General features: G+C 61.9%; 24 protein-coding genes. 1 reads left to right on the forward strand and 23 read right to left on the reverse strand.

Annotated elements, in window-relative coordinates; genetic code table 11:
- Positions 1-2: 2 nt before the first annotated feature.
- The 3 genes from QPW08_RS09555 to QPW08_RS09565 form a co-directional block, all read right to left on the reverse strand.
- Positions 3-980 carry a hypothetical protein gene (locus tag QPW08_RS09555; RefSeq protein ID WP_284125585.1) on the reverse strand — a complete coding sequence of 326 codons (978 nt, stop codon included), beginning with the start codon at positions 978-980 and terminating at the stop codon, positions 3-5.
- 23 nt (positions 981-1,003) lie between these two features.
- Complete coding sequence (locus tag QPW08_RS09560) at positions 1,004-2,185, reverse strand: hypothetical protein (RefSeq protein WP_284125586.1); 1,182 nt, start codon at positions 2,183-2,185, stop codon at positions 1,004-1,006.
- 65 nt (positions 2,186-2,250) lie between these two features.
- On the reverse strand, positions 2,251-2,556 hold the full coding sequence (locus tag QPW08_RS09565; RefSeq protein WP_284125587.1) for an Hpt domain-containing protein: 306 nt from the start codon (positions 2,554-2,556) through the stop codon (positions 2,251-2,253).
- Positions 2,557-2,626: 70 nt separating this feature from the next.
- Here QPW08_RS09565 and QPW08_RS09570 point away from each other — a divergent pair, with 70 nt between their 5' ends.
- Positions 2,627-5,257: a coiled-coil domain-containing protein gene (locus QPW08_RS09570; protein WP_284125588.1), complete on the forward strand. Its 2,631-nt coding sequence runs from the start codon at positions 2,627-2,629 to the stop codon at positions 5,255-5,257.
- 1 nt (position 5,258) lies between these two features.
- On the opposite strand, the gene QPW08_RS09575 is transcribed toward QPW08_RS09570, so the two are convergent.
- From QPW08_RS09575 to QPW08_RS09670, 20 genes are all read right to left on the reverse strand, one after another.
- On the reverse strand, positions 5,259-5,543 hold the full coding sequence (locus QPW08_RS09575) for a DUF1467 family protein (protein WP_284125589.1): 285 nt from the start codon (positions 5,541-5,543) through the stop codon (positions 5,259-5,261).
- Positions 5,544-5,547: 4 nt separating this feature from the next.
- Positions 5,548-7,197, reverse strand: coding sequence for a ribonuclease J (locus QPW08_RS09580; RefSeq protein ID WP_284125590.1), 1,650 nt, complete (start codon positions 7,195-7,197; stop codon positions 5,548-5,550).
- 11 nt (positions 7,198-7,208) lie between these two features.
- Positions 7,209-7,985 carry a type III pantothenate kinase gene (locus QPW08_RS09585; RefSeq protein ID WP_284125591.1) on the reverse strand — a complete coding sequence of 259 codons (777 nt, stop codon included), beginning with the start codon at positions 7,983-7,985 and terminating at the stop codon, positions 7,209-7,211.
- A 13-nt stretch (positions 7,986-7,998) separates the two neighbouring features.
- On the reverse strand, positions 7,999-8,709 hold the full coding sequence (locus QPW08_RS09590) for a biotin--[acetyl-CoA-carboxylase] ligase (RefSeq protein ID WP_284125592.1): 711 nt from the start codon (positions 8,707-8,709) through the stop codon (positions 7,999-8,001).
- Positions 8,706-10,169: an NADH-quinone oxidoreductase subunit NuoN gene (gene nuoN / locus QPW08_RS09595; RefSeq protein ID WP_284125593.1), complete on the reverse strand. Its 1,464-nt coding sequence runs from the start codon at positions 10,167-10,169 to the stop codon at positions 8,706-8,708. Before nuoN ends, QPW08_RS09590 begins: the two co-directional genes overlap by 4 nt.
- Positions 10,169-11,734 carry an NADH-quinone oxidoreductase subunit M gene (locus QPW08_RS09600; RefSeq protein WP_284125594.1) on the reverse strand — a complete coding sequence of 522 codons (1,566 nt, stop codon included), beginning with the start codon at positions 11,732-11,734 and terminating at the stop codon, positions 10,169-10,171. The genes nuoN and QPW08_RS09600 overlap by 1 nt, the downstream gene beginning before the upstream one ends.
- Positions 11,734-13,728 (reverse strand): NADH-quinone oxidoreductase subunit L, encoded by a 1,995-nt coding sequence (gene nuoL, locus QPW08_RS09605; protein ID WP_284126329.1) that lies wholly within the window; start codon positions 13,726-13,728, stop codon positions 11,734-11,736. Before nuoL ends, QPW08_RS09600 begins: the two co-directional genes overlap by 1 nt.
- Before the next feature lie 7 nt (positions 13,729-13,735).
- Entirely contained in the window at positions 13,736-14,041 is a 306-nt protein-coding gene (gene nuoK / locus QPW08_RS09610; protein WP_284125595.1) for an NADH-quinone oxidoreductase subunit NuoK, read from the reverse strand.
- Positions 14,038-14,658, reverse strand: a complete 621-nt coding sequence (locus QPW08_RS09615) for an NADH-quinone oxidoreductase subunit J (RefSeq protein ID WP_284125596.1) — start codon at positions 14,656-14,658, stop codon at positions 14,038-14,040. The genes nuoK and QPW08_RS09615 overlap by 4 nt, the downstream gene beginning before the upstream one ends.
- 144 nt (positions 14,659-14,802) lie before the next feature.
- Positions 14,803-15,291, reverse strand: coding sequence for an NADH-quinone oxidoreductase subunit NuoI (nuoI, locus tag QPW08_RS09620; RefSeq protein ID WP_284125597.1), 489 nt, complete (start codon positions 15,289-15,291; stop codon positions 14,803-14,805).
- Positions 15,288-16,355, reverse strand: a complete 1,068-nt coding sequence (gene nuoH / locus QPW08_RS09625) for an NADH-quinone oxidoreductase subunit NuoH (protein WP_284125598.1) — start codon at positions 16,353-16,355, stop codon at positions 15,288-15,290. Before nuoH ends, nuoI begins: the two co-directional genes overlap by 4 nt.
- Positions 16,348-16,638, reverse strand: a complete 291-nt coding sequence (locus tag QPW08_RS09630; RefSeq protein WP_284125599.1) for a hypothetical protein — start codon at positions 16,636-16,638, stop codon at positions 16,348-16,350. Before QPW08_RS09630 ends, nuoH begins: the two co-directional genes overlap by 8 nt.
- Positions 16,635-18,650, reverse strand: coding sequence for an NADH-quinone oxidoreductase subunit NuoG (gene nuoG, locus QPW08_RS09635; RefSeq protein ID WP_284125600.1), 2,016 nt, complete (start codon positions 18,648-18,650; stop codon positions 16,635-16,637). The genes QPW08_RS09630 and nuoG overlap by 4 nt, the downstream gene beginning before the upstream one ends.
- Positions 18,643-18,846: a hypothetical protein gene (locus tag QPW08_RS09640; protein ID WP_284125601.1), complete on the reverse strand. Its 204-nt coding sequence runs from the start codon at positions 18,844-18,846 to the stop codon at positions 18,643-18,645. The genes nuoG and QPW08_RS09640 overlap by 8 nt, the downstream gene beginning before the upstream one ends.
- Positions 18,843-20,135, reverse strand: a complete 1,293-nt coding sequence (nuoF, locus tag QPW08_RS09645) for an NADH-quinone oxidoreductase subunit NuoF (protein WP_284126330.1) — start codon at positions 20,133-20,135, stop codon at positions 18,843-18,845. The genes QPW08_RS09640 and nuoF overlap by 4 nt, the downstream gene beginning before the upstream one ends.
- Positions 20,125-20,367, reverse strand: coding sequence for a hypothetical protein (locus tag QPW08_RS09650; protein ID WP_284125602.1), 243 nt, complete (start codon positions 20,365-20,367; stop codon positions 20,125-20,127). Before QPW08_RS09650 ends, nuoF begins: the two co-directional genes overlap by 11 nt.
- Entirely contained in the window at positions 20,367-21,035 is a 669-nt protein-coding gene (nuoE, locus tag QPW08_RS09655) for an NADH-quinone oxidoreductase subunit NuoE (RefSeq protein WP_284125603.1), read from the reverse strand. The genes QPW08_RS09650 and nuoE overlap by 1 nt, the downstream gene beginning before the upstream one ends.
- Positions 21,028-21,339, reverse strand: coding sequence for a hypothetical protein (locus tag QPW08_RS09660; protein WP_284125604.1), 312 nt, complete (start codon positions 21,337-21,339; stop codon positions 21,028-21,030). The genes nuoE and QPW08_RS09660 overlap by 8 nt, the downstream gene beginning before the upstream one ends.
- A complete protein-coding gene (locus QPW08_RS09665) occupies positions 21,332-21,514 on the reverse strand; it encodes a hypothetical protein (RefSeq protein WP_284125605.1) in 183 nt (60 codons plus the stop codon). The genes QPW08_RS09660 and QPW08_RS09665 overlap by 8 nt, the downstream gene beginning before the upstream one ends.
- The gene (locus QPW08_RS09670; protein ID WP_284125606.1) at positions 21,514-21,867 is read right to left on the reverse strand and encodes a hypothetical protein; all 354 of its coding nucleotides are present in this window, start codon (positions 21,865-21,867) and stop codon (positions 21,514-21,516) included. Before QPW08_RS09670 ends, QPW08_RS09665 begins: the two co-directional genes overlap by 1 nt.
- Positions 21,868-21,870 lie beyond the last annotated feature (3 nt).

Here is a 21,870-nt window from a genome sequence, read left to right on the forward strand (position 1 = left end):
GGTCAATTCGCCTGCCATCCGCTTGAGGCCGCGAGGATCGATTGCGCGCGATCAACCCGCAATTGCGCAAAACCTTCGGGCAATGAGACGTCCGGGTGGATATAGAGGAACTGCTCTTCCACTTCCTTGGGATTCAGCCCGGCGCTCCGCAATGCGAGGGCCAGCCGGGCAAGCTGGCGATCATTGGTCGAAAGCGCGACCACATCGCGCTCCTGTTCCGAAGCAGATGCCAGCGCTGTCAGGAACAGGGCAACGCCCGCATGCGATATGGACAGGGCCGCGCGGGCACCGCCGCCCAATCCTTCGATCAGGCGCGAGAGCAGGCCGAGGCGGCTGTTGCTTTCGTCAAAATCCTTGCGGATGCGGGTCTCGATCCGCCCTGCAATCTCGCTATCGAGACCCTCGGCAAAGCTGCGCCAGCTCACCAGCGCATGATGGAACAGATCGGCAGGCAGTTCGCTCAGGGGCAATTGCATCCGCTTCTGCCGCTGCGAAAATCGCGCCTGGGATGTCAGCACCTGCATGGCAAGGCCAGCTGTATCCGGGTCATCCGACGCAATCAGCGACTGCATCAAGGGTGACAGCACTGGGTCGATCGCATTGCGCAGCTTGAGCCGGTCGGCGACATGACACTCGATGGCCAGACCATGGCAATGGGTCAGGAAGGCGGGATTCCCGGCAATCATCTCAGCCAGGTCGTCCTTGTTGCGCACCGCAAACCCGTGCGGATCGGTATCGTCCACCTCGGTTGCATGGATTTCCAGCAACTGCTGCGCGATCCCTGAAATCATGCCCCTGATGCGGGAAACAATCTCGTCACTGAACAGCGAGTGGTCATGGTTGGCGATCAGGTGGCCGAGAATCGGTCCGATCGTGCCAAGCATGACATCGCCATGCGCGAGCTCTTCGCGCAGGATCGCCTCGACAGGCGCTTCGGCAGAGGTAGGTGTGTCAGCGTTGGTCATTACGGCCTCGATCATCGGCCACCCTTAGCGCGCCATGGTTAAGCCTGCGTTATTGCTGGCCGGTTTCTCAAATTAAGCAAAATTCCTACCAGCGCCGCCGCACTGGCTACTGCGGCACCTACGAACCAAGACCCCGCCAGCGCGGCAAGGCCGCACCCCAGCCAAACCAACGAACGATCCTGGAAGAATGCTGCGAACCGACCCTTTCCGAGCATCGCCAACAGCCATGTAGCAGATGTAAGAATCGTAATGTAAGCACTTGATTGCAAGCCAAACTCTGTCCGCAAACCCAGGAATAGAGCCGCTATCCCGACCAGATCGGGAACCACCGCGAACCAGTCCTTCGACTGACCGCCATTACCCACTGAAAATACCCGGGGGTTGCCCTGTCTCCGCGCCGAACCCCATGTCCTGAACAGGATTGCCGCCAGTCCCACCAGCACGAGCGAGGCTGCAGGATAGGCGTAGGCGAACGAAACCAGGCCTGCCAGGGTCAATAATCCGCCGCCTGCCATGCTCGTCCAGACGAGCCTCGGGCGGTTCACCAGCCATTTTCCGACCGGATCGATCAGGAATCGGGCCAACGGGCTGGGGCGCTGCTGTGGTGTTGCGGTCGCCGTGAAAGTCGGCACACGCTCCGCTGCAAGCGACCAGCGCCCCGACCGGACCCATTCCACCGGCAAGTCGCGTTCGACTACCCGGGACACACGCCCTGCTCTTACAAGGGCAGAAACCGGATCGATGTCTTCGCCAAGTTCATCCAGCCGTTCAAGCACCCGGCCCGGCAGGATCATGGCTCCTGCCCAGCAAAAGTCACGATCGAGCCGCTCGAAACCGGCTCTCAGGCCCTGTTCCGACGGCAGACGCAAGATCACTGGCCCACTTTCGAGCAATTCCAACATGTCCCGATCGGCGGGCAAGAGTCCTTCAGCCAGCACCAGCAGTTCGTCCTGGTGGGTCATTCCTCCCAGCAATTGCCGTCCGCGCTGGATCAGGCGGAACTTCGCGCCCGAGGTTTCGGCCAACTGCTGTGCGCGGATCGCCAATTCATCTTGCCCCGCAGCGAACAGCCAAATCCGCTTGCAGCCGAGCGCCAGCGCGACATCGACCTGCCGTTCGAGCACACTTGCGCCTCCAATCGTGCGGCGATTGGATTGTGCATCATCGAATGCTGCATCGAGACAGAGCAGCGCCGTGCGGGGTGGAGAACTCGCTTCCATCGCCTGCGCAGCGATAAGTTCTGGTCAGGGGGAATCCAAGCGGGTTGAGGAATTTGGTCCCAAACTTAGTTCCGCGCGTCGAAATCCTCGACGAACCGCCCCAGCTTCCTGAGCACCACCGGGTCGCCAGGAGCACTGTCAATCGCTTCCTGCGCCAGCAGCATCAGCGGCTCTGCGTGGAAGCTGGCTGCCAGTCCCTTGATCCGTTGCGCTGCAATCAGCCAGTTGCCGTCGCAGCGGGCCCGCGATAGCAGGTCGACCTGCTGGGCAACGCTTTCCCTGAACGCCACGCGCAGTTCTGCATGAAGGGCAGCATCGTCCCCCGCAGCAGCTGCCAAGGTGGCAGAAAAGGCACCATTTTCGAAAGCCATCAGTGAGCCGTATTACCGACACGGTTAATATGGGGTTTAATCGAGGCCCAAAAGTGATAGAATCGCAGGTATGAGCGGGGGTCACCACATCAGGGCTGTCGGCGCTTCGGGCGACGACAAGGCACCGAAATCGCAGGCCGAAGGCGAGGAACTTGTCCTTTCCGAAGAGGTCGTCACTGTCGAAGAGACGTGGGATGCGGATTGGGAAGAAGAACCGCCTCACCGCAATCTTGGCTGGATTGCCCCTGCACTTGCGATCCTTGCGGTCATCGGCTGGACCGGCTTCTTCGCCTGGGCCAATCGCGCCCAAATGCTGGCTGGGGCCGCTCCGCTGCAATGGATCGATTGGGTCGCACAATGGTCGGCCCCTGTCCTGTTGCTGGTGGCAACATGGCTGCTGATCCAGCGCAACAGCGTGCGTGAGGCAAACCGCTTCGCTGAGGCAGCACGAGCTCTGTCGAATGAATCCGATCGTCTCGAAAACCGCCTTACGACTGTCAACCGGGAGCTCAGCCTGGCACGGGAATTCCTGTCTTCCCAGGGTCTTGAGCTCGAAAGTTTCGGCCGGATGACCAGTGAACGCCTGAGCGAACATGCCGACAGGCTACAATCGCTCGTGCAGAACAATTCGGCACAGGTAGACCAGATCGCCAGCGTCAGCACCACCGCGCTCGAGAACATGGACAAGCTGCGCGACGACTTGCCTGTGATCGCCAACTCCGCCCGCGATGTCGCCAACCAGATCGGCAATGCCGGGGGCACTGCAGAAGCCCAGATCGAACGGCTCGTTAGCGGGTTCGAGCGGCTTAATGAGTTCGGCTCGGCCAGCGAGCGGCAGGTCACCGCACTGACTGAGAGAGTCGATGCAACTCTTGCCGCCTTTGAAACTCAGGCGGCGCAGATGGAGGATATCACCACCACCCGCTTTGCTGCATTGCGCGAGAAGAGCGAGGAATTCCGTGGCGAGCTGGACACGCGCGAAGTCGAAAGCCTTGCTGCGCTGCGACGCCGGGCCGACCAGCTGGCGCAGGAACTTGGCTCGACCCGTAGCGAATTGGAAGACCAGGAAGAAGAAGCGCTGAAATCCATGCGAGCGCGCCTCACCGGGCTACGCAATGAAAGCGAAACAATCGCCCGAGCGATCCGCGAGGGTGAGGAAGAGGCAAAGGCCCTGTGGATCGCGCAGATCGAGGCCATGAGGGAGCGACTTGCCGAAGCCGTTGAGCAAATCCGCAACCTTGACGAACAGGCGCTGGCCGAACGTCGCACGAAACTGCTCGCGCTCAGCGAGGAAGCCAGCCAGATCGACGCCAAGCTGACTGAACGCAACACTCAGTTCCTCACCAATCTTGAAGAGCGGAGGACCAGTTTTGCCGAAGGCGAGGACGCCGCCCTCGAAGCTCTCAACGCACAGCTTGCGGCGCTCGATGCGGAATTGGAGGCGCGGCGTGAACGGCAGGTTGAACAGGCCCGTGCGCTGCAGGAAAGCACCGAAGCTGTGACGGCGCAGGTGTCCGAACTGACAGAGCAGATCGAAGCGCTCGTCAGCCAGGGAAGAGAAGCCCAGCAAGGCATGCTCGAGACAACCTCGTCGATGGCCAGCAACCTGGCCGAAAGCCGGGAGGACATGGTCGCAACCCAGGCGGTGGTCCAGGACATGACAGAGGCCTGCGTACGCCTGCTGGAACTCATCCAGGCCAGCGCCCAACACAGCAAGAGCGAGTTGCCTTCCGCCATCGGCCTCGCGGAGGAGCGATTGCAAGCTGCCCGCGAGTCGAGCGAAGCATTGGGCGTTCTCTTGTCCGATGCCCTCTCCCGATCTGAGTCGATCTCCGGCTATGTCATCGCCGCCAACGAAGGTGGTGAGACACTCGACACCCGTACCAGCGAGTTGCAAACACGTCTGCAAGCCCTGAGCAGCACCTATGGTGACGAGATCGCCAGCCTGCGCGAGACCATGGCGACGCTCGAAGAGGACGGCGAGCGAGTGTCCGAGAAGACGCAGACCGCCCTTCGCGAGGCCATCTCGACACTGGAAGGCAAGGTCCGCGAGGCGCTGGCCCTTGTAGGCGAGGAAAGTGGCGAAGCCATCGACAAGATTGCCCACGGTATTGGCGAACGCGCAGCCGGTGCCATCGACCGCGCTGTTCGTGAACAGTCCGACCATGCAATTGCAGAGCTGGATGAAGCGGCAACCCGTTCATCCGGTGCCGCCCGCGATGCAGCGATACAGCTGCGCGACCAGCTAGCGCTCGTCAACGAACTGGCAGGCAATCTCGAGAACCGTGTTGAGCGCGCCCGCGAGCGCGCCGAAGAGCAGGTCGACAATGATTTTGCACGGCGGGTGGCGCTAATCACGGAAGCGCTCAATTCCAATGCGATCGACATCGCCAAGGCCCTGTCGACCGATGTCACCGACACAGCCTGGGCGCACTACCTGCGCGGCGATCGCGGTATTTTCACACGACGCGCGGTCTCGTTGGTGTCGAACACGCAGGCGCGTGAGATTGCCGAACTCTATGATGCCGACATGGATTTCCGCGATCATGTCAGCCGCTACATCCACGATTTCGAATCAATGTTGCGCACCATGCTGTCGACCCGCGATGGCAATGCGATCGGTGTGACCCTGCTCAGCAGCGACATGGGCAAACTCTATGTCGCGCTGGCTCAGGCCATAGAGCGCTTGCGGAGCGAGTAAGCTAAGACTGTGAAGTCGGGTCCGACTGGCTGAAGAAGTCGATCACATCGATTCCGACCCAGCGGTATTCCCAATTGAGCACCCATACCGTGGTCAGCAATGCCGCGACAATGGTGGCGCGCACAGCGACCCTGCCGGGCCGAAAGTTACCCGGTGCGCTATCGGCCTGTCCGGGCACTTTCTCCAGCCCGAGCTCGTCGTGAGTCTTCACGCCGAAGGGCAGCAGGATAAAGGCGCTCATGACCCAGAACAGGGCATAGATCGCCAGGATGGATGTCCAAGCCATTGCCTCAACCTTCTGCCAGCATGACCTTGACTTGCGGACGCTTGCCTGACCAGCGGGTTGCCGCGCGGCGTGCGGCCAAGCGAGCTGCCTCGATCACCGCTTCGCGGCTGCTGGCATCCCTGCCGCGCAGGCGCTTCAGTGCTTCGACAATGTCCGCCTGCGCTTCGGCGATGAAATCGGCATAGTCCTCGACCAAGGGCAGCCCCATGGCTTCCACTTGCGGGCGTCCCTTCGCATCGAGCACCACCATGACGACACCGTTGAATGCGAGCCGACGCCGCATGACGATACTGTCGCCATCGGCCGGCACGATGATATCGCCATCGAGCACGAGCCGCCCGGCCTCGATCTGCGCCACGCGACCTGGTGCGCCCGGTGCTAACCGCACGATGTCTCCGTTGCGCTGGAAGACCGTCTGCTCGATGCCCTCCGACCGGCCAAACCGGCACTGCTCCTGCATATGACGGATCTCTCCATGCACCGGGACCAGGGTTTCAGGTCGGAGCCATTCGTACAGCGCTGCCAACTCCGGCCGACCGGGGTGGCCGGAAACGTGGATCATGCTCTGACGGTCGGTGACCATCACAATCCCGCGCTCGGCCAGCTGGTTCTGGACCTTGCCAATGCTGATCTCGTTGCCCGGGATCTGGCGGCTGGAGAACAGCACGACATCGCCGCTGGACAGTTCAAGCGGGTGGTTCTCGTCGGCAATCCGGGCCAGCGCCGCGCGCGGTTCCCCCTGCCCCCCGGTGGCGAGGATCAGCACCTGTCCGCGTGGCAGGCCCATCGCAGTATCCCAGTCGATCACTTGCGGAAAATCCTGCAAATAGCCCGACTGTTTCGAGACATCGATGATCCGGTCAAGCGAACGTCCGGCGACACAAAGCTGGCGACCGGTTGCCTTGGCAACATCGCCCAGCGTCTGCAGCCGCGCGACATTGGAGGCGAAGGTGGTGACCAGCACCCGTCGCCCTTCCCACTTGCCCACTTCCCCGAGCAGGCCCTTGTAGACTGCGCCTTCCGAGCCGCTCGGATTGGGGTTGAAGACATTGGTGCTGTCACACACCAGCGCCAGCACGCCTTCATCGCCGATTTCGCGTAATTCTTCCTCGGTCGTCGGCTCGCCGATGATCGGATCTTCGTCGAGCTTCCAGTCGCCGGTGTGGAAGATACGGCCATGCGGCGTGTCGATCAGCAACGCGTTACCCTCGGCAATCGAATGCGCCAGCGGGAGGTAAGTAACGGTGAACGGCCCCAGCTCTATCTCGCCGTGGTCTTCCTCGATAATGTTGATCTCGATCTCGCCGTCTAAGTCAGCTTCCTCGAGCTTGCGCCGCACCAGCTCTGCCGTGAACGGAGTGGCATAGAGCGGCACACCGAGCTCAGCGGCGAAATAGGGCACCGCGCCGATATGATCTTCATGCGCATGGGTCAGCACGATTCCGAGCAGGTCCTGCGCACGCGCCTCGATGAAATCGAGGTCGGCAAAGACCAGCTCGGTGCCGGGATATTCGTTAGCGCCGAAGGTCATGCCCAGATCAACCATCAGCCACTTGCCCTGGCAGCCGTAGAGATTGACGTTCATGCCAATCTCGCCGGAGCCACCAAGGGCCAGGAACAGCAGTTCGTCTTCGGGGGTGTAGTCTTTTTTCAAGTGTATTCCGTTTATCCGGACGAGCGTTCCGCGAGGATCGCCAGCCCTTCCAGGGTCAGGTCAGGATCGACCTCGTCAAAAATATCGGTGTGCTTGTCGAACAGGATGGCCAGCCCACCAGTGGCAATGACCTTGGCCGGGCGGCCGATCTCCTTGCGCATACGGGCGATCAGGCCCTCCATCATGGCAACATAGCCCCAGAAGACGCCGATCAGCATCTGGTCTTCGGTGTTGCGGCCGATCACGCTGTCGGTGGCCGGATTTTCGATGGCGATACGCGGCAGCTTGGCAGTGTTGTTGACGAGCGCATCGAGGGAGAGGTTGATCCCCGGCGCGATGATGCCGCCCTTGTAGGCTCCGGTAAAATCGACCGCGTCGAACGTCGTGGCGGTGCCGAAATCTATGATGATCAGGTCGCCATCGTATTTGGCGTGGCCGGCAATGGCATTGAGAGCGCGGTCGGCGCCGAGCGAATTGGGCTGGTCGACATCGACCACGATGCCCCACCCGGCCTTGCCCTGCCCCGAGATCAGCGGCTCGACCCCGAAGTACTTCTCGCACAAGACAGTCAGGTTATGCACGGCGCGCGGAACGACGGAACCGACGATGATCTGCGTGATCTCGCTCTTGGCGACGCCTTCGATTGCCAGCAGTTGCAGTAACCAGACAGCGTATTCGTCACCCGTACGGCGCGGGTCGGTAGCTATGCGCCAGCGCGCGCGGATCTTGCGCCCTTCAAATAGGGCAAAGACCACATTGGTGTTCCCGGCGTCGATGGCGAGCAGCATTCTCTCGATTCCTTCAGGCGAGCATCACGTCGCCGGCGTGAATGGCACGGACTGACCCGTCTTCCAAGCGCAGTCGCAGTGTTCCTTCGCCATCGAGCCCGGCGAACTGCCCGGCAAGCACGCCGCCGTCTGGCTCGTGGACGGTCAATACAGTGCCTTCAGGCGTCCCGACCGCGAGCCATCGGCGGATGATCGGCGCGAGACCAAAGGTGCGCCAGCGTTCCAGTTCCCGATCAAGCGAGGCTGCCAGTTGTGCTGCAAAGGAATCACGGTCTGGTGCAGGCCCCAGCGATGACAGCGCGACAGTCCTGCGATCAGGCAGGTCAGGCGCTGCAGCGAGATTGACACCGATCCCGATCACAACCGCATCTCCGGCACGCTCAAGCAGGATCCCGCACAGCTTGGCTCCGGCCAACAGCACGTCATTGGGCCATTTCAGCATCAACGCAGAAGGATTGGGGCACAGCGGCTGGATCGCTTCATACACCGCCAGCCCCGCCACCAGCGCCAGCGAATGCGCCGGAGGATCGTTCGGAGCGGTATGAACAACCGTCGAACCCATGAAATTGCCGTGCCCGTCGAACCAGGTCCGCCCCTGCCGCCCGCGTCCGGCGGTCTGGCGGTCGGCCACCAGCCAGTCGCCTTCGCCCACGCGCTCGCCCGCGGATAGCAGCGCGATCAGGTCGGCATTGGTGGAGCCGGTCTCGGCTACAGTGCGGATCAAGAAGCGATGAAGAGCGCGGCGGCTGCGCTATCGGTCAGCGTACCGAGCCAGCGGGTCAACAGATACCCTACCGGCGAGATCAGCACCGATGCGACGACCAGGATCACCCAGTGCGCCTTGTCGCTCTGCCCCTTCACACGGTCCACCGCTTCATCGAAGAACATCACCTTGACGAATTTGATGTAGTAGAACGCGCCTATGACGCTGGCAGCGATACCGATGGCGGCAATCGCCACCATGTTCGCCTCGACCGCAGCCTGGAACACCACGAACTTGCCCCAGAAGCCCAGCAGCGGCGGGATCCCGGCGAGGCTGAACATCAGCAGCAGCAGGCACCATGCGATGGCCGGACGCGTGGTCGAAAGACCCGCGATATCGTCGAAAGTCTCGAGCGGGGTGCCATCCTCTGCCTTGAGCATCGCCAGCGCGACGAAGCTGCCGAGCGACATCACGACATAGATCGCGAGGTAGGTCAGCATCGCGCTGAGGCCCGCCACCGTCGCGGCCCCAAGGCCGATCAGGATGAAGCCGACGTTGTTGATCGAGGAATAGGCCAGCAGGCGCTTGAGGTTGTTCTGGCCGATCGCGCCAAGCGCCCCGATGACGATGGAGAGCAGCGCCGCAACGACGACGATCTGCCGCCAAGCATCGGGCTGGCTGCCGAACGCATCGAGCGCCACCCGCGCGGTCAACGCGACAGCGGCTACCTTGGGCGCGGTGGCGAAGAAGGTTGTCACCGGCATCGGTGCGCCTTCGTAGACGTCGGGCGTCCACATGTGGAACGGCGCGGCAGCGATCTTGAAGGCCAGACCGGCCAGCACGAAGATTACACCCATCATGGCACCGGTCGACATTTCGCCCGCCAGTGCCGCCTGTACGCCGCCGAAATTGGTCGTGCCGGTGAAGCCGTAGACCAGGCTCATGCCGTAGAGCAGGATACCCGAGGCCAGCGCGCCGAGGACGAAGTACTTGAGGCCCGCTTCCGCCGAACGCGTGTCGTTGCGCAGGAAGCTCGCCAGCACATAGGCCGAGAGGCTGTTGAGCTCGAGCCCGATGTAGAGCGTGATCAGGTCCCCGGCGGAAACCATGATCCCCATGCCGAGCGATGCGAACAGCACCAGCACCGGATATTCGGGCTTCATCGCACCGATGCGGCCGAAGAAGGCCGGGGCGATGGCAAGGCACCCGATCGCAGCAAGATAGATCAGCAGCTTGGCAAAGCTGGCATAGCTGTCAGCCAGCACCTGACCGCCGAATGCGACCGTCGCCGGTCCGGCAGCACCGCTGGTCAGGGCCGGAACCGTGATGACCGCTGCCGCGCCGAGTGCCACCGCAGCAAGGATGCTGACGAGGCGCGAGGACTTGTCCCCTGCCCATGCCGCGACGAGCAGCAGGACGAGACCCGACAGGCTGAGAACCAGCTCGGGCAGGATCAGCGAAAGGGAGTTCTGGAGATCCATCAGTGTTCTCCCTCCCCGCCTTCATCGTGCCCGCCTTCTCCCTCGTGAGCGATGTAGTTGGCATTGTGCTCACGCGGCTTGCCCGCTGCGAGCTCTGCATCGCCATGCGGCGCGGCACGCGCAACGCGGGCTTCAAGAGCGGCAATGTCCTGCCGCATCGGGGCGAGGAAACTTTCCGGATAGACGCCCATCCACAGCACAGCCGCGGCGATCGGCGCAAGGATGGCCCACTCGCGGGCGTTGAGATCGGTCATCTGGGCAGCGTCTTCATTGTCCTGGGTGCCGAACACGACCCGGCGGTAGAGATAGAGCATGTACCCTGCCCCGAGGATGATCCCCGTGGTCAGGAACAGCGTCACGGTGCTGGAGACCTGGTAGACCCCGGCAAGGCTGAGGAATTCCGCCACAAAGCCGCTGGTCCCCGGCAGGCCAATGCTGGCCATGGTGAACAGCATAAAGAACAGAGCATACTTCGGCATGTTGATCGCCAGCCCGCCGTAGCGGCCGATCTCGCGGGTATGCAGCCGGTCGTAGATCACGCCCACGCACAGGAACAGCGCGCCCGATACGAGGCCGTGGCTCAGCATCACGATCATCGCGCCTTCGAGGCCCTGCACATTGAAGGCGAACAGCGCAGCGGTGACGATCGCCATGTGCGCAACCGAGGAATAGGCAATCAGCTTCTTCATGTCCTCCTGCACCAGCGCCACCAGCGAGGTGTAGATGACTGCAATCATGCTGAGCGCGAATACCAGCCACGTGAACTGAGCGGAGGCCTCAGGGAACATCGGCAGGCTGAACCGGATGAAGCCATAGCCACCGAGCTTGAGCAGCACGCCGGCAAGGATGACCGAACCAGCGGTCGGCGCCTGCACGTGCGCTGCCGGAAGCCAGGTGTGGAACGGGAACATCGGGACCTTGACCGCAAAGCTGGCGAAGAAGGCGAGCCACAGCCAGGTCTGCGCATGGCTGTCGAAATCATACTGCATCAGCGTAGGGATGTACGACGTGCCCGCGACCTTCACCATCCACAGCATGGCGACCAGCATCAGCACCGAGCCGACCAGCGTGTAGAGGAAGAATTTGAACGCCGCGTAGATGCGGTCCGCCCCGCCCCAGATGCCGATCAGCAGGTACATCGGGATCAGGCCGGCTTCGAAAAAGATGTAGAACAGGAACAGGTCCTGCGCCGCGAACACACCGATCATCAGCGTCTCAGTGAACAGCAGCGCGGCCATGTATTCGCCGACACGCTTCTGGATCGATTCCCAGCTGGCGAGGACGCAGGCTGGCATCAGGAAGACGCTGAGCATGATCAGCATCAGCGCAATGCCATCAATGCCGAGCTGGTACTTGAAGCCGGCGAACAGGTCGGCTTCCTCCTGGAACTGCCACTGCGCGCCGCCGATGTCGTAATTGGCCCACAGCACGATGCCGAGCGCGAGGTTCAACAGCGTCGCACCAAGGGCGAGCACGCGCGCGGTCTGCGCATTGACGAAGAAACACGCGATCCCGGCGATCACCGGCACCAGCAGAATGGTGGTAAGGATAGGGAAGCCTTCCATTACATCAGCACCCAGGTGATCGCTGCGACAAGCCCGAGGAGCATGACCAGCGCGTAGCTATAGAGATATCCGGACTGCAGGCGCCTGGCAGCGCCCGTGCCCTGCAGCACGATCCACGCCGCCCCATCAGGGCCAAAGCGCTTGATCACGCCGACGTCGACCACGGTCCAGAACTTCCGGCCGAGCCAGAAGGCCGGCTTGACGAACAGCACGTTGTAGAGCTCGTCGAAGTACCACTTGTTGTAGAGGAACTTGTAGACCGGGCCGAGCTGGTCGGCGGTCTTCTTCGGCATCGAGGTGTTGCGGATATAGGCATACCAGGCAGTGAAGAGCCCCAGCACCATCACGATGAAGGCGGCATATTTCACGATGCCGGGCACCGCGTGCATCGCATGGATCAACGGTTCGTTGTAGAAGATCGAGCTGCCCCAGAATTCGCCGCTGTCGAGGAAGTATGGCGCGAACACCTGCCCGGCGGCAATCGCGCCGACCGACAGCAGGCCCAGCGGGACGAGCATCGAGAGCGGGCTTTCATGCGGGTGATAGCCACCGGTGGTGTCTTCCCCGGCCTGCTCCGGCGTCTTGTGGACCGAATGCTGGATATGCTCGCTCTCGATCCAGCGTGGCTTGCCCCAGAAGGTCAGGAACATCAGGCGCCAGCTGTAGAAGCTCGTCAGCAGCGCCGCGAAGACGCCCATCCAGAAGGCGAACTGGGCGACATCGGTGCCGCGCGCGAAGGCGACTTCGATGATCGCGTCCTTCGACCAGAACCCGGCAAAGCCGAGATGCAGGTCGTAGATACCGACGCCAGTAATCGCCAGCGTGCCCATCATCATGGCCCAGAAGGTCAGCGGAATGCTTTTGCGCAGCCCGCCGTAATACCGCATGTCCTGCTCGTGGTGCATGGCGTGGATGACCGAGCCGGCGCCGAGGAACAGCAGCGCCTTGAAGAAGGCGTGCGTGAACAGGTGGAACATGGCCGCGCCATAGGCGCCGACACCGGCAGCGAAGAACATGTAGCCGAGCTGCGAGCAGGTCGAATAGGCAATAACCCGCTTGATGTCCCACTGCGTCGTGCCGACGGTGGCGGCGAAGATGCAGGTGGCAGCACCGATGAAAGTAACGATGCCCAGCGCAACCGGCGCAGTCTCGAACATCGGCGACAGGCGGCAGACCATGAACACGCCGGCCGTCACCATGGTCGCGGCGTGGATCAGCGCCGACACTGGGGTCGGGCCTTCCATCGCGTCGGGCAGCCAGGTGTGGAGGCCCAGCTGCGCCGATTTGCCCATCGCGCCGATGAACAGCAGGATGCAGAGGATATCCATGGTGTGGAAACGGTAGCCGAAAGCACCGATGGTGCTGCCGCTCATGGCGGGCGCGGCACCGAGGATCTCGGGGATCGACACCGTCCCGAACACCAGGAAAGTGCCGAAGATGCCGAGCATGAAGCCGAGGTCGCCCACGCGGTTGACCACGAAGGCCTTGATCGCGGCGGCATTGGCGCTCGGCTTGCGGAACCAGAAGCCGATCAGCAGGTAAGATGCGAGACCGACGCCTTCCCAGCCGAAAAACATCTGCACGAGGTTGTCGGCGGTCACCAGCATCAGCATGGCGAAAGTGAACAGCGAGAGATAGGCGAAGAACCGCGGCTGGTCCGGGTCTTCGTCCATGTAACCCCAGCTGTAGAGGTGGACGAGCGCGGATACGCTGGTGATCACTACCAGCATGACAGCGGTCAGCGTATCGACCCGCAGCGCCCAGTCGAAGCTCATGGTGCCTGACTGCACCCATTGCAGCACCGGCACGACCTGTGCAGTCTCGCTGCCGCTGATGAAGCCGAGGAAGATCGGCCAGCTCAGCGCGCACGACAGGAACAGCGCACCGGTGGTCACGCCCTTGGCAAACACGCTCGGCGCGGACTTGTTGGTGAAGCCTGCGATGATCGCAGCCAGCAGCGGCCCAAAGACGATTATCGGGATGAAGGTATCGATCACGAAATTACCCCTTCAGCCTGTCGACATCGTCGACCGCGATGGTGCCGCGGCCACGGAAATAGATCACGAGGATAGCAAGCCCGATCGCGGCCTCGCCCGCTGCCACGGTCAATACGAACATGGCGAAAATCTGACCGGTCAGGTCACCGAGGAAAGCGCTGAAAGCGACGAGATTGATGTTCACCGCGAGCAGGATCAGCTCGATCGCCATCAGGATGACGATGATGTTCTTGCGATTGAGGAAGATGCCCAGCACGCCCAGCACGAACAGGATCGCGCTGACGACGACATAGTGCTCGATGCCGATCACAGCTCGACCCCCTTGCCGATTTCCGGCTGTTTCATGACGGTTGCATCCTCTGGGCGGCGCTGCACCTGCTTCGAGATGTTCTGGTGGCCCCGCGTGGTCTTGAGATCGCGATGGGTCAGCACGATCGCACCGATCATCGCCACCAGCAGGATGATCCCGGCGGTTTCGAACAGGAACAGGTAGTCGCTGTACAGCAACGCGCCGAGGCTCTCGATATTGCTCTCGCCCACCATCGGCGCGGCGCTGCCATCGGGCGTGCCCAGCTTGAGCGCGCCGGCGCGATAGGCGCCGATGCCCAGCACCAGCTCGGCCAGCAGCACGATGGCGACCAGCATCCCGAGCGGGAAATTCTTGATAAAGCCGGCGCGCAGTTCGGCGAAATCGATGTCCAGCATCATGACTACGAACAGGAACAGCACGGCGACCGCACCGACGTAGACGATCACCAGCAGCATGGCGATGAATTCGGCACCCACGATCACCATCAGCCCCGCCGCGTTGAAGAAGGCGAGGATCAGCCACAGCACCGAATGCACCGGGTTGCGGCTCATGATCGTGAGCACCCCGCTGGCGATGACCAGCGCGGCGAACAGGTAGAAGGCGATGGCTTGAATCATGACGATTCCCCCAAATCGTCACCCCTGCGCAGGCAGGGGTCCAGAACGCCAAGCGTCATGCGAACCATTTCCGTTAGCTGGGCCCCTGCCTTCGCAGGGGCGACGTGGAAAGACTGAAAAGCTGCCCCAATCACGCGCGGCCCCCTAGCGATACGGCGCATCGGCTTCAAGGTTCGCGGCGATCGCCCGCTCCCACTTGTCACCATTAGCGAGCAGCTTGGCCTTGTCATAGAGCAGCTCCTCGCGGGTTTCGGTTGCATATTCGAAGTTCGGACCCTCGACGATGGCATCCACCGGGCAGGCTTCCTGGCAGAAACCGCAATAAATGCACTTGGTCATGTCGATGTCATACCGGGTGGTGCGGCGGCTGCCATCGTCACGCGGTTCGGCCTCGATAGTGATCGCCTGCGCCGGGCAGATCGCTTCGCACAGCTTGCAGGCGATGCAGCGCTCTTCTCCGTTGGGATAGCGCCGCAGCGCATGCTCGCCGCGGAATCGCGGGCTCAGCGGGTTCTTCTCGAACGGATAGTTGATCGTCACCTTGGGCTTGAAGAAATACTTCAGCGTGAGAGCATGCGCCTTCACGAACTCCCACAGGGTGAACGACTTGATGAGATGTGCGACGGTGCTCATGCAGCGCCTCCGAAACGGGTCAGCATCAGCCAGCCGCTCACCAGCACGACGAACAGCAAGCTCATCGGCAGGAAGACTTTCCAGCCCAGCCGCATCAGCTGGTCGTAGCGGTAGCGCGGGACCGTCGCCATTACCCAGCTGAACATGAAGAAGAAGAAGAACGTTTTGAGCAGGAACCACACGATCCCGGGCACCCAATAGAGCGGTGCCCAGTCCACCGGCGGCAGCCACCCGCCCCAGAACAGGATCGTGTTGAGGCTGCACATCAGCAGGATATTGGCATATTCGCCCAGCCAGAACAGTGCGAAGCTCATCGAGCTGTATTCGGTCTGATACCCGGCGACGAGCTCGGACTCGGCCTCGGTCAGGTCGAACGGCACGCGCTGGGTCTCGGCCAGGGCGGAGATGAAGAACACCACCCACATCGGGAACAGCAGCAGGTTGAAGAAATAGCCGTTGACGATGCCGAAGCCATGGCCCCGCTGCGCCTCGACGATTTCGCTGAGGTTGAACGTGCCCGCATAGAGCACCACGCAGATCAGGATGAAGCCAATCGAGACTTCGTAGCTGATCATCTGCGCGGCGGCGCGCATGGCGGAGAAGAACGGGTATTTGGAGTTACTCGCCCACCCGCTCATCACCACGCCGTAAACGCCAAGCGAGCTGATCGCGAGGACATAAAGCAGGCCGACATTGATATCGGCCAGCACCACACCGGCATCGAACGGGATCACCGCCCAGGCCATCAGCGCCACGGTGAAGGTAACGATCGGCGCGAGGATGAAGATGCCCTTGTTTGCCGCGCTCGGGATGATGGTTTCCTGCAGGAACACCTTGAGCCCGTCGGCGAAGGACTGGAGCAAGCCGAACGGCCCGACCACATTGGGCCCGCGCCGCAGGTTGATCGCGGCCCACACCTTGCGGTCGACATAGATGATCATCGCCACCGCCAGCATCAGCGGCAACGCGATCAGCAGGATGCCCGCGATCGTGGCAACGAACCACGCGCCCTGGTAGCTCAGCGAATAGCCGAACAGGCCAAGAGACTGGAAGAACTCAGTCATCCGATTTACCCTCCGGTTTGCGCCGCTGGAGGGTCCAAACCATTGCTGCGCCAACGAATGGCCAAACAGCTTCACTCAAGGCCATTCTGAGACCGTCAAAGAACAAATAATAGCGCGTCCCGTCACTGGTGGAGTCATTTTCCACCCTGATGAGATATTGAGCAGAATATAATGCGGCTGTGATCAAGACCAATGCAATTGCGGACCACAGTAAAATCGGCACAGCATTGCTCATCGCGAAATGGACTATTACGCTGTGGACTTGCCTAGAGGACTTACTCATTCCGCAGCCTCCTTTAGCTCGTCGCCATGGAGCAGTTCCGCCGAACATTGCTGCATCACCGCGCTGGCGCGGGCGATGGGGTTGGTGAGGTAGAAATCCTTGATCGGATAGGCGTCGATCGTGCCCTCGGCCTTGGCCTTGCTGTCCGCCTTGGGCAGCGCACCGTAATCAGCCAGGCCTTCTTCGCCCAGCGCCGGGACTTCGGCGATCATCGCGGCCTGCAGCTCGGCAAAGCTGTCGAAGCCGACCTCGACCCCGATGGCATCGGCCAGCGCGCGCAGGATGGTCCAGTCCTCGCGCGCATCGCCCGGCGCAAACACGGCCTTTTCGGCGTATTGCACGCGGCCTTCGGTATTGACGTAGGTGCCGTCCTTCTCGGCAAAGCTAGCTGCGGGCAGGATGATATCCGCAGCATGCGCGCCCTTGTCGCCGTGGTGGCCGATATAGACCTTGAGCGTATCGGCGAAGGGCTCGAAATCCATCTCGTCAGCGCCGAGGCTCAGCACCACCTTGGGCTTGGCCGCGACGATATCCTTCATCCCGCCCTTCTGAGCGAAGCCGAGCATCAGCCCGCCCATCCGCGCGGCGGAGAAGTGCATCACGTTGAAGCCGTTCCAGCCATCTTTGACCACGCCCAACTTCTCGGCAGCGGCGAGACCGGCATGGAGCGCACCCCGGCCCACTGCCGCACCGCCGAGGATGATGGCGGGGCGTTCGGCAGCCTTGAAGGTATCGACCAGGTCCTTCGGGAGCTTCGACAGCACCGCAAGATCGCTGCCGAGGAAGGTTGCGGGATAGGTCGTCTCCCACTCCGGTCCGATGATGTAAACCTTCGCGCCGCGCTTTGCCGCCTTGCGCAGGCGGACGTTGACCAGCGGGGCTTCCCAGCGGACGTGGCTGCCGACGATCAGGATCGCATCGGCGGTCTCGATCCCGGCGAAGGTGGTGTTGAAATTGACCGCCGCGAGGTTCGACACGTCATAGTCCATGCCGGTCTGGCGGCCTTCGATCAGCGAGGAACCGCAGGCCTTGAGCAGCGCCTTGGCCGCGAACATCGTCTCGCAATCGACCATATCGCCCGCGACGGCGGCGATCGCCTTGGTGTCGCCCTTGAGCGCTTTTGAGATAGCCTTGAAGGCCTCGTCCCAACCAGCGGGCTGCAGACCACCGCGTTTTCGCATGAAGACCTTGTCGAGCCGCCGCTTGCCGAGGCCATCGACCATGTAGCGGCCCTTGTCGCTGACCCATTCCTCGTTGACGTCGTCATTGATGCGCGGCAGCGCGCGCATGACTTCGCGGCCCTTGGAGTGGAGCGAGATGTTCGCGCCGACCGCATCCGAAACATCGATGCTGAGCGTGCGCTTCAGTTCCCATGGGCGCGCCTCGAAGGCGTAGGGACGGCTGGTGAGCGCGCCGACCGGGCACAGGTCAATCACATTGGCGCTGAGCTCATGCTCGGCGGCCTGCTCGAGATAGGTCGTGATCTGCATGTCCTCGCCGCGATAGATCGCGCCGATTTCGTCCACGCCGGCGATTTCTTCGGAGAAACGCACGCAGCGGGTGCAGTGGATGCAGCGGGTCATGACCGTCTTGATCAGCGGACCCATATATTTCTCGGTCACCGCCCGCTTGTTCATCTGGTAGCGGCTGCCGCCCCGGCCATAGGCCACGGCCTGGTCCTGCAAGTCGCATTCGCCGCCCTGATCGCAGATCGGGCAATCGAGCGGGTGATTGATGAGGAGGAATTCCATCACCCCTTCGCGCGCCTTCTTGACCATTTCGGTGTCGGTGCGGATTTCCTGGCCTTCGCTGGTCGGCAGCGCACAGCTCGCCTGCGGCTTGGGCGGCCCCGGCTTCACTTCAACCAGGCACATGCGGCAATTGCCGGCAATGCTCAGCCGCTCGTGATAGCAGAAGCGCGGGATTTCCTTCCCCGCCTGCTCGCACGCCTGCAGGACGGTCGCGCCCTCAGGGACTTCGAGTTCCTGTCCGTCTACGGTGACTTTAGGCATTTTCCGCGCTCTCTTGAACTTTGGTGTTCCCCAGCATTTCGATGATCCCTCCGCCTGCACTCAGCAGGAGGCCAAAGATGAGGAGCAGCGAATCTTGGGCCAACTGCAGCCCGAAAAACTCAGGAAATACGTAGACCACCATCAAGGCGAATCCCGCACCATAGAGAACTCCAGGAAAGCGCTTCATCGGGCTCATTCCGCCGCCTCCGCGAACTTCGCGTTGTGCTCTTCGATGCGCCGCTCCAGCTCGGGGCGGAAGTGGCGGATCAGGCCCTGGATCGGCCATGCGGCGGCGTCGCCCAGCGCGCAGATGGTGTGGCCTTCGACCTGCTTTGTGACCTGCTGCAGCATGTCGATTTCCTCGATTGCCGCATCGCCGGTGCGCAGGCGTTCCATCATGCGCCACATCCAGCCGGTACCTTCGCGGCACGGGGTGCACTGGCCGCAGGACTCATGCTTGTAGAAATAGCTGATGCGGCTGATCGCGCGGACGATGTCGGTCGACTTGTCCATGACGATCACCGCCGCCGTGCCGAGGCCCGATCCGACCGCCTTGAGCCCGTCGAAATCCATCGGTGCATCGATGATGTCCTTGGCCGGGACCAGCGGAACCGAGCTGCCGCCCGGGATCACCGCCAGCAGGTTGTCCCAGCCGCCACGAATTCCGCCGCAATGCGTCTCGATCAGCTCGCGGAAGGAAATGCTCATCGATTCTTCGACCACGCAGGGCTTTTCGACATGCCCGCTGATCTGGAACAATTTTGTGCCGTGGTTGCCTTCATTGCCGAAGCTGGCGAACCAGCTCGCGCCGCGTCGCAGGATCGTAGGGACGACCGCAATGCTCTCGACATTGTTGACCGTGGTCGGGCAGCCATAGAGGCCCGCGCCGGCCGGGAACGGCGGCTTGAGGCGCGGCTGGCCTTTCTTGCCTTCGAGGCTTTCGATCATCGCGGTTTCTTCGCCGCAGATGTAAGCGCCTGCACCGCGGTGCATGAAGACATCGAAATCATAGCCGGTGCCACTGGCATTCTTGCCGATCAGGCCCGCGTCATAGGCCTCGTCGATCGCCGCCTGCAGCGTTTCCGCCTCGCGGATGTACTCGCCGCGAATGTAGATGTAGGCCGCCCGCGCGCGCATGGCGAAACCGGCGACCAGCGCGCCTTCGATCAGCTTGTGCGGATCGTGGCGGATGATCTCGCGGTCCTTGCACGAACCCGGCTCGGACTCGTCGGCATTGATGACGAGGAAGCTCGGGCGACCGTCCTTCGATTCCTTGGGCATGAACGACCATTTGAGACCGGTTGGGAAGCCTGCCCCGCCGCGCCCGCGCAGGCCCGAAGCCTTGATCTCGTCGATGATCGAATCCTGCCCACGCTCGATCAGGGCCTTGGTATTGTCCCAGTCCCCGCGCGCCTGCGCTGCCTTGAGGCCCCAATCCTGGAAGCCATACACATTGGTGAAGATGCGATCCTTGTCAGCCAGCATCGTTCTCATCCTTCTCGACGACTTCGACCGTCTCCTCCATCGCCAGCGCATCTCCAGTCGGGACCTGCACCAGCATGGCGGTGCCGCCCAGCATGAGGACAGCGCCCGAGATCATGGCGATGTCCCCGGCATTCGGCAGGCCGCGCCAGATGGCAATGCCGCCGGTGATCAGCGCCGTCGCACCTAGCGACAAAGATGACTTGGCGAGAATGTGAAGGTGGCGCAGGGTCATCACCATTCCCCCCGGTAGTCATGGTTCCCGGTGACCATTTCCTTGAGCGTGGTCGGCCCGCCCGAAGGCTCCGACGTGTGCCGCCCCGGCTCCTGCGTCCCAGCCTTCGGCGTTTCGCCCTTGGCCAGCGCATCGAGCACGGCATCGAGCCGCTCGACGGTCAAGTCCTCGTAATTGTCGTCATTGATCTGGACCATCGGTGCGGTGGCGCAATTGCCCATGCATTCGACTTCGGTGAGGGTCCACAGGCCATCCTCGGAGACCTTGCCCTTTTCCATACCGCGCTTCTTGCAGGCGGTGATGATATCGTCGCTGCCGCGCAGCATGCAGGGCGTCGTGCCACACACTTGCACGTGATATTTCCCAACCGGAACAAGGTTATACATGAAATAGAAGGTCGCGACCTCGACCACGCGGATCACAGGCATGTCGAGATAGTTGGCGACATATTCCATCACCGGCAGCGGCAGCCAGCCCTGCGTGTCGGTCTCTTCGCCAACCTGCCGCTGGGCGAGGTCGAGCAGCGGCATCACCGCGCTGCGCTGGCGCCCTTCAGGATACTTGGCGATATGCTTGTCCGCTTGTCGCTTGTACTCGGGCGAGAACGCGAACGAACCCCAGCGCTCGCGCAGCTCGGGCGTATCGGGGGCGAGATGACGATCAGCCACGTTCGGAATCCTTTGCAAGCGCGCGCTCCGATGCCTCGCGCTCGAGATATTTGCGGTCGAGACGGCCACCCACCCACAGGATGGGCAACCAGATACAGAGCGGGATGGCGACCACGACCAGGGCAATAGCCCAGATGTTGGCCGCGAAGAAATCGAGATAGCCAGCCTGACCCGCAGCCAGCAGGCCGAAAAAGAGCAGCGGCCCTGCGATTACCAGCAACGCGAACATGCCCACCACGACAAGCGCGCTCTTGCCGTCGGCCTTAGATCTGGCGAGTTCGTTGTCGGTCAGCTGCTCAGCCATTGCTCAGCCTCGCTTGCAGGTAGCGACCGACATAGAGGCCAATGACGGCGGCGAAGGCCGTCGAGAGGATTTCCTTGAGGCTCGAGGCCCCGTGAAACACGGCCAGATACGCCGCCACCGCCGAAGCGAAGGCCGCAAACGCCGCGACAAAGATGAAGAGTTCACGGGCGACCATCAAGATTTCCTGCCTCGCGTCATTTCCTCAACTGAATTCAAAGCTTTAAATACCTGACATTCGACCTGACCATCATTGACCAAGCAGTAGTGGAGTGTAGCAACTTCATTGCCGTAATCGTTGGTACGTTTAGATTGCAGCTTATAAAATCTGGCGCCTTCAAACTGCGGTTCGTGGAGAAACTCCGAAGCGGACCTGGAGGAAATGCCCGCTTCGTCGAAAGCAGCGGCAAACTCAGCCAATGGGACCTCTTCAACTTCGGAAAACGTTGCGCCCGGCATCCGTCCTTCGAGATGTTCGCGCACGCTCGATGCATCAGAGCATGCTGCAAGTGCCAACATCAGTATAGCCATAAA

Origin of the sequence: Parerythrobacter aestuarii, assembly GCF_030140925.1 — a bacterium.
Lineage (GTDB): Bacteria > Pseudomonadota > Alphaproteobacteria > Sphingomonadales > Sphingomonadaceae > Parerythrobacter > Parerythrobacter aestuarii.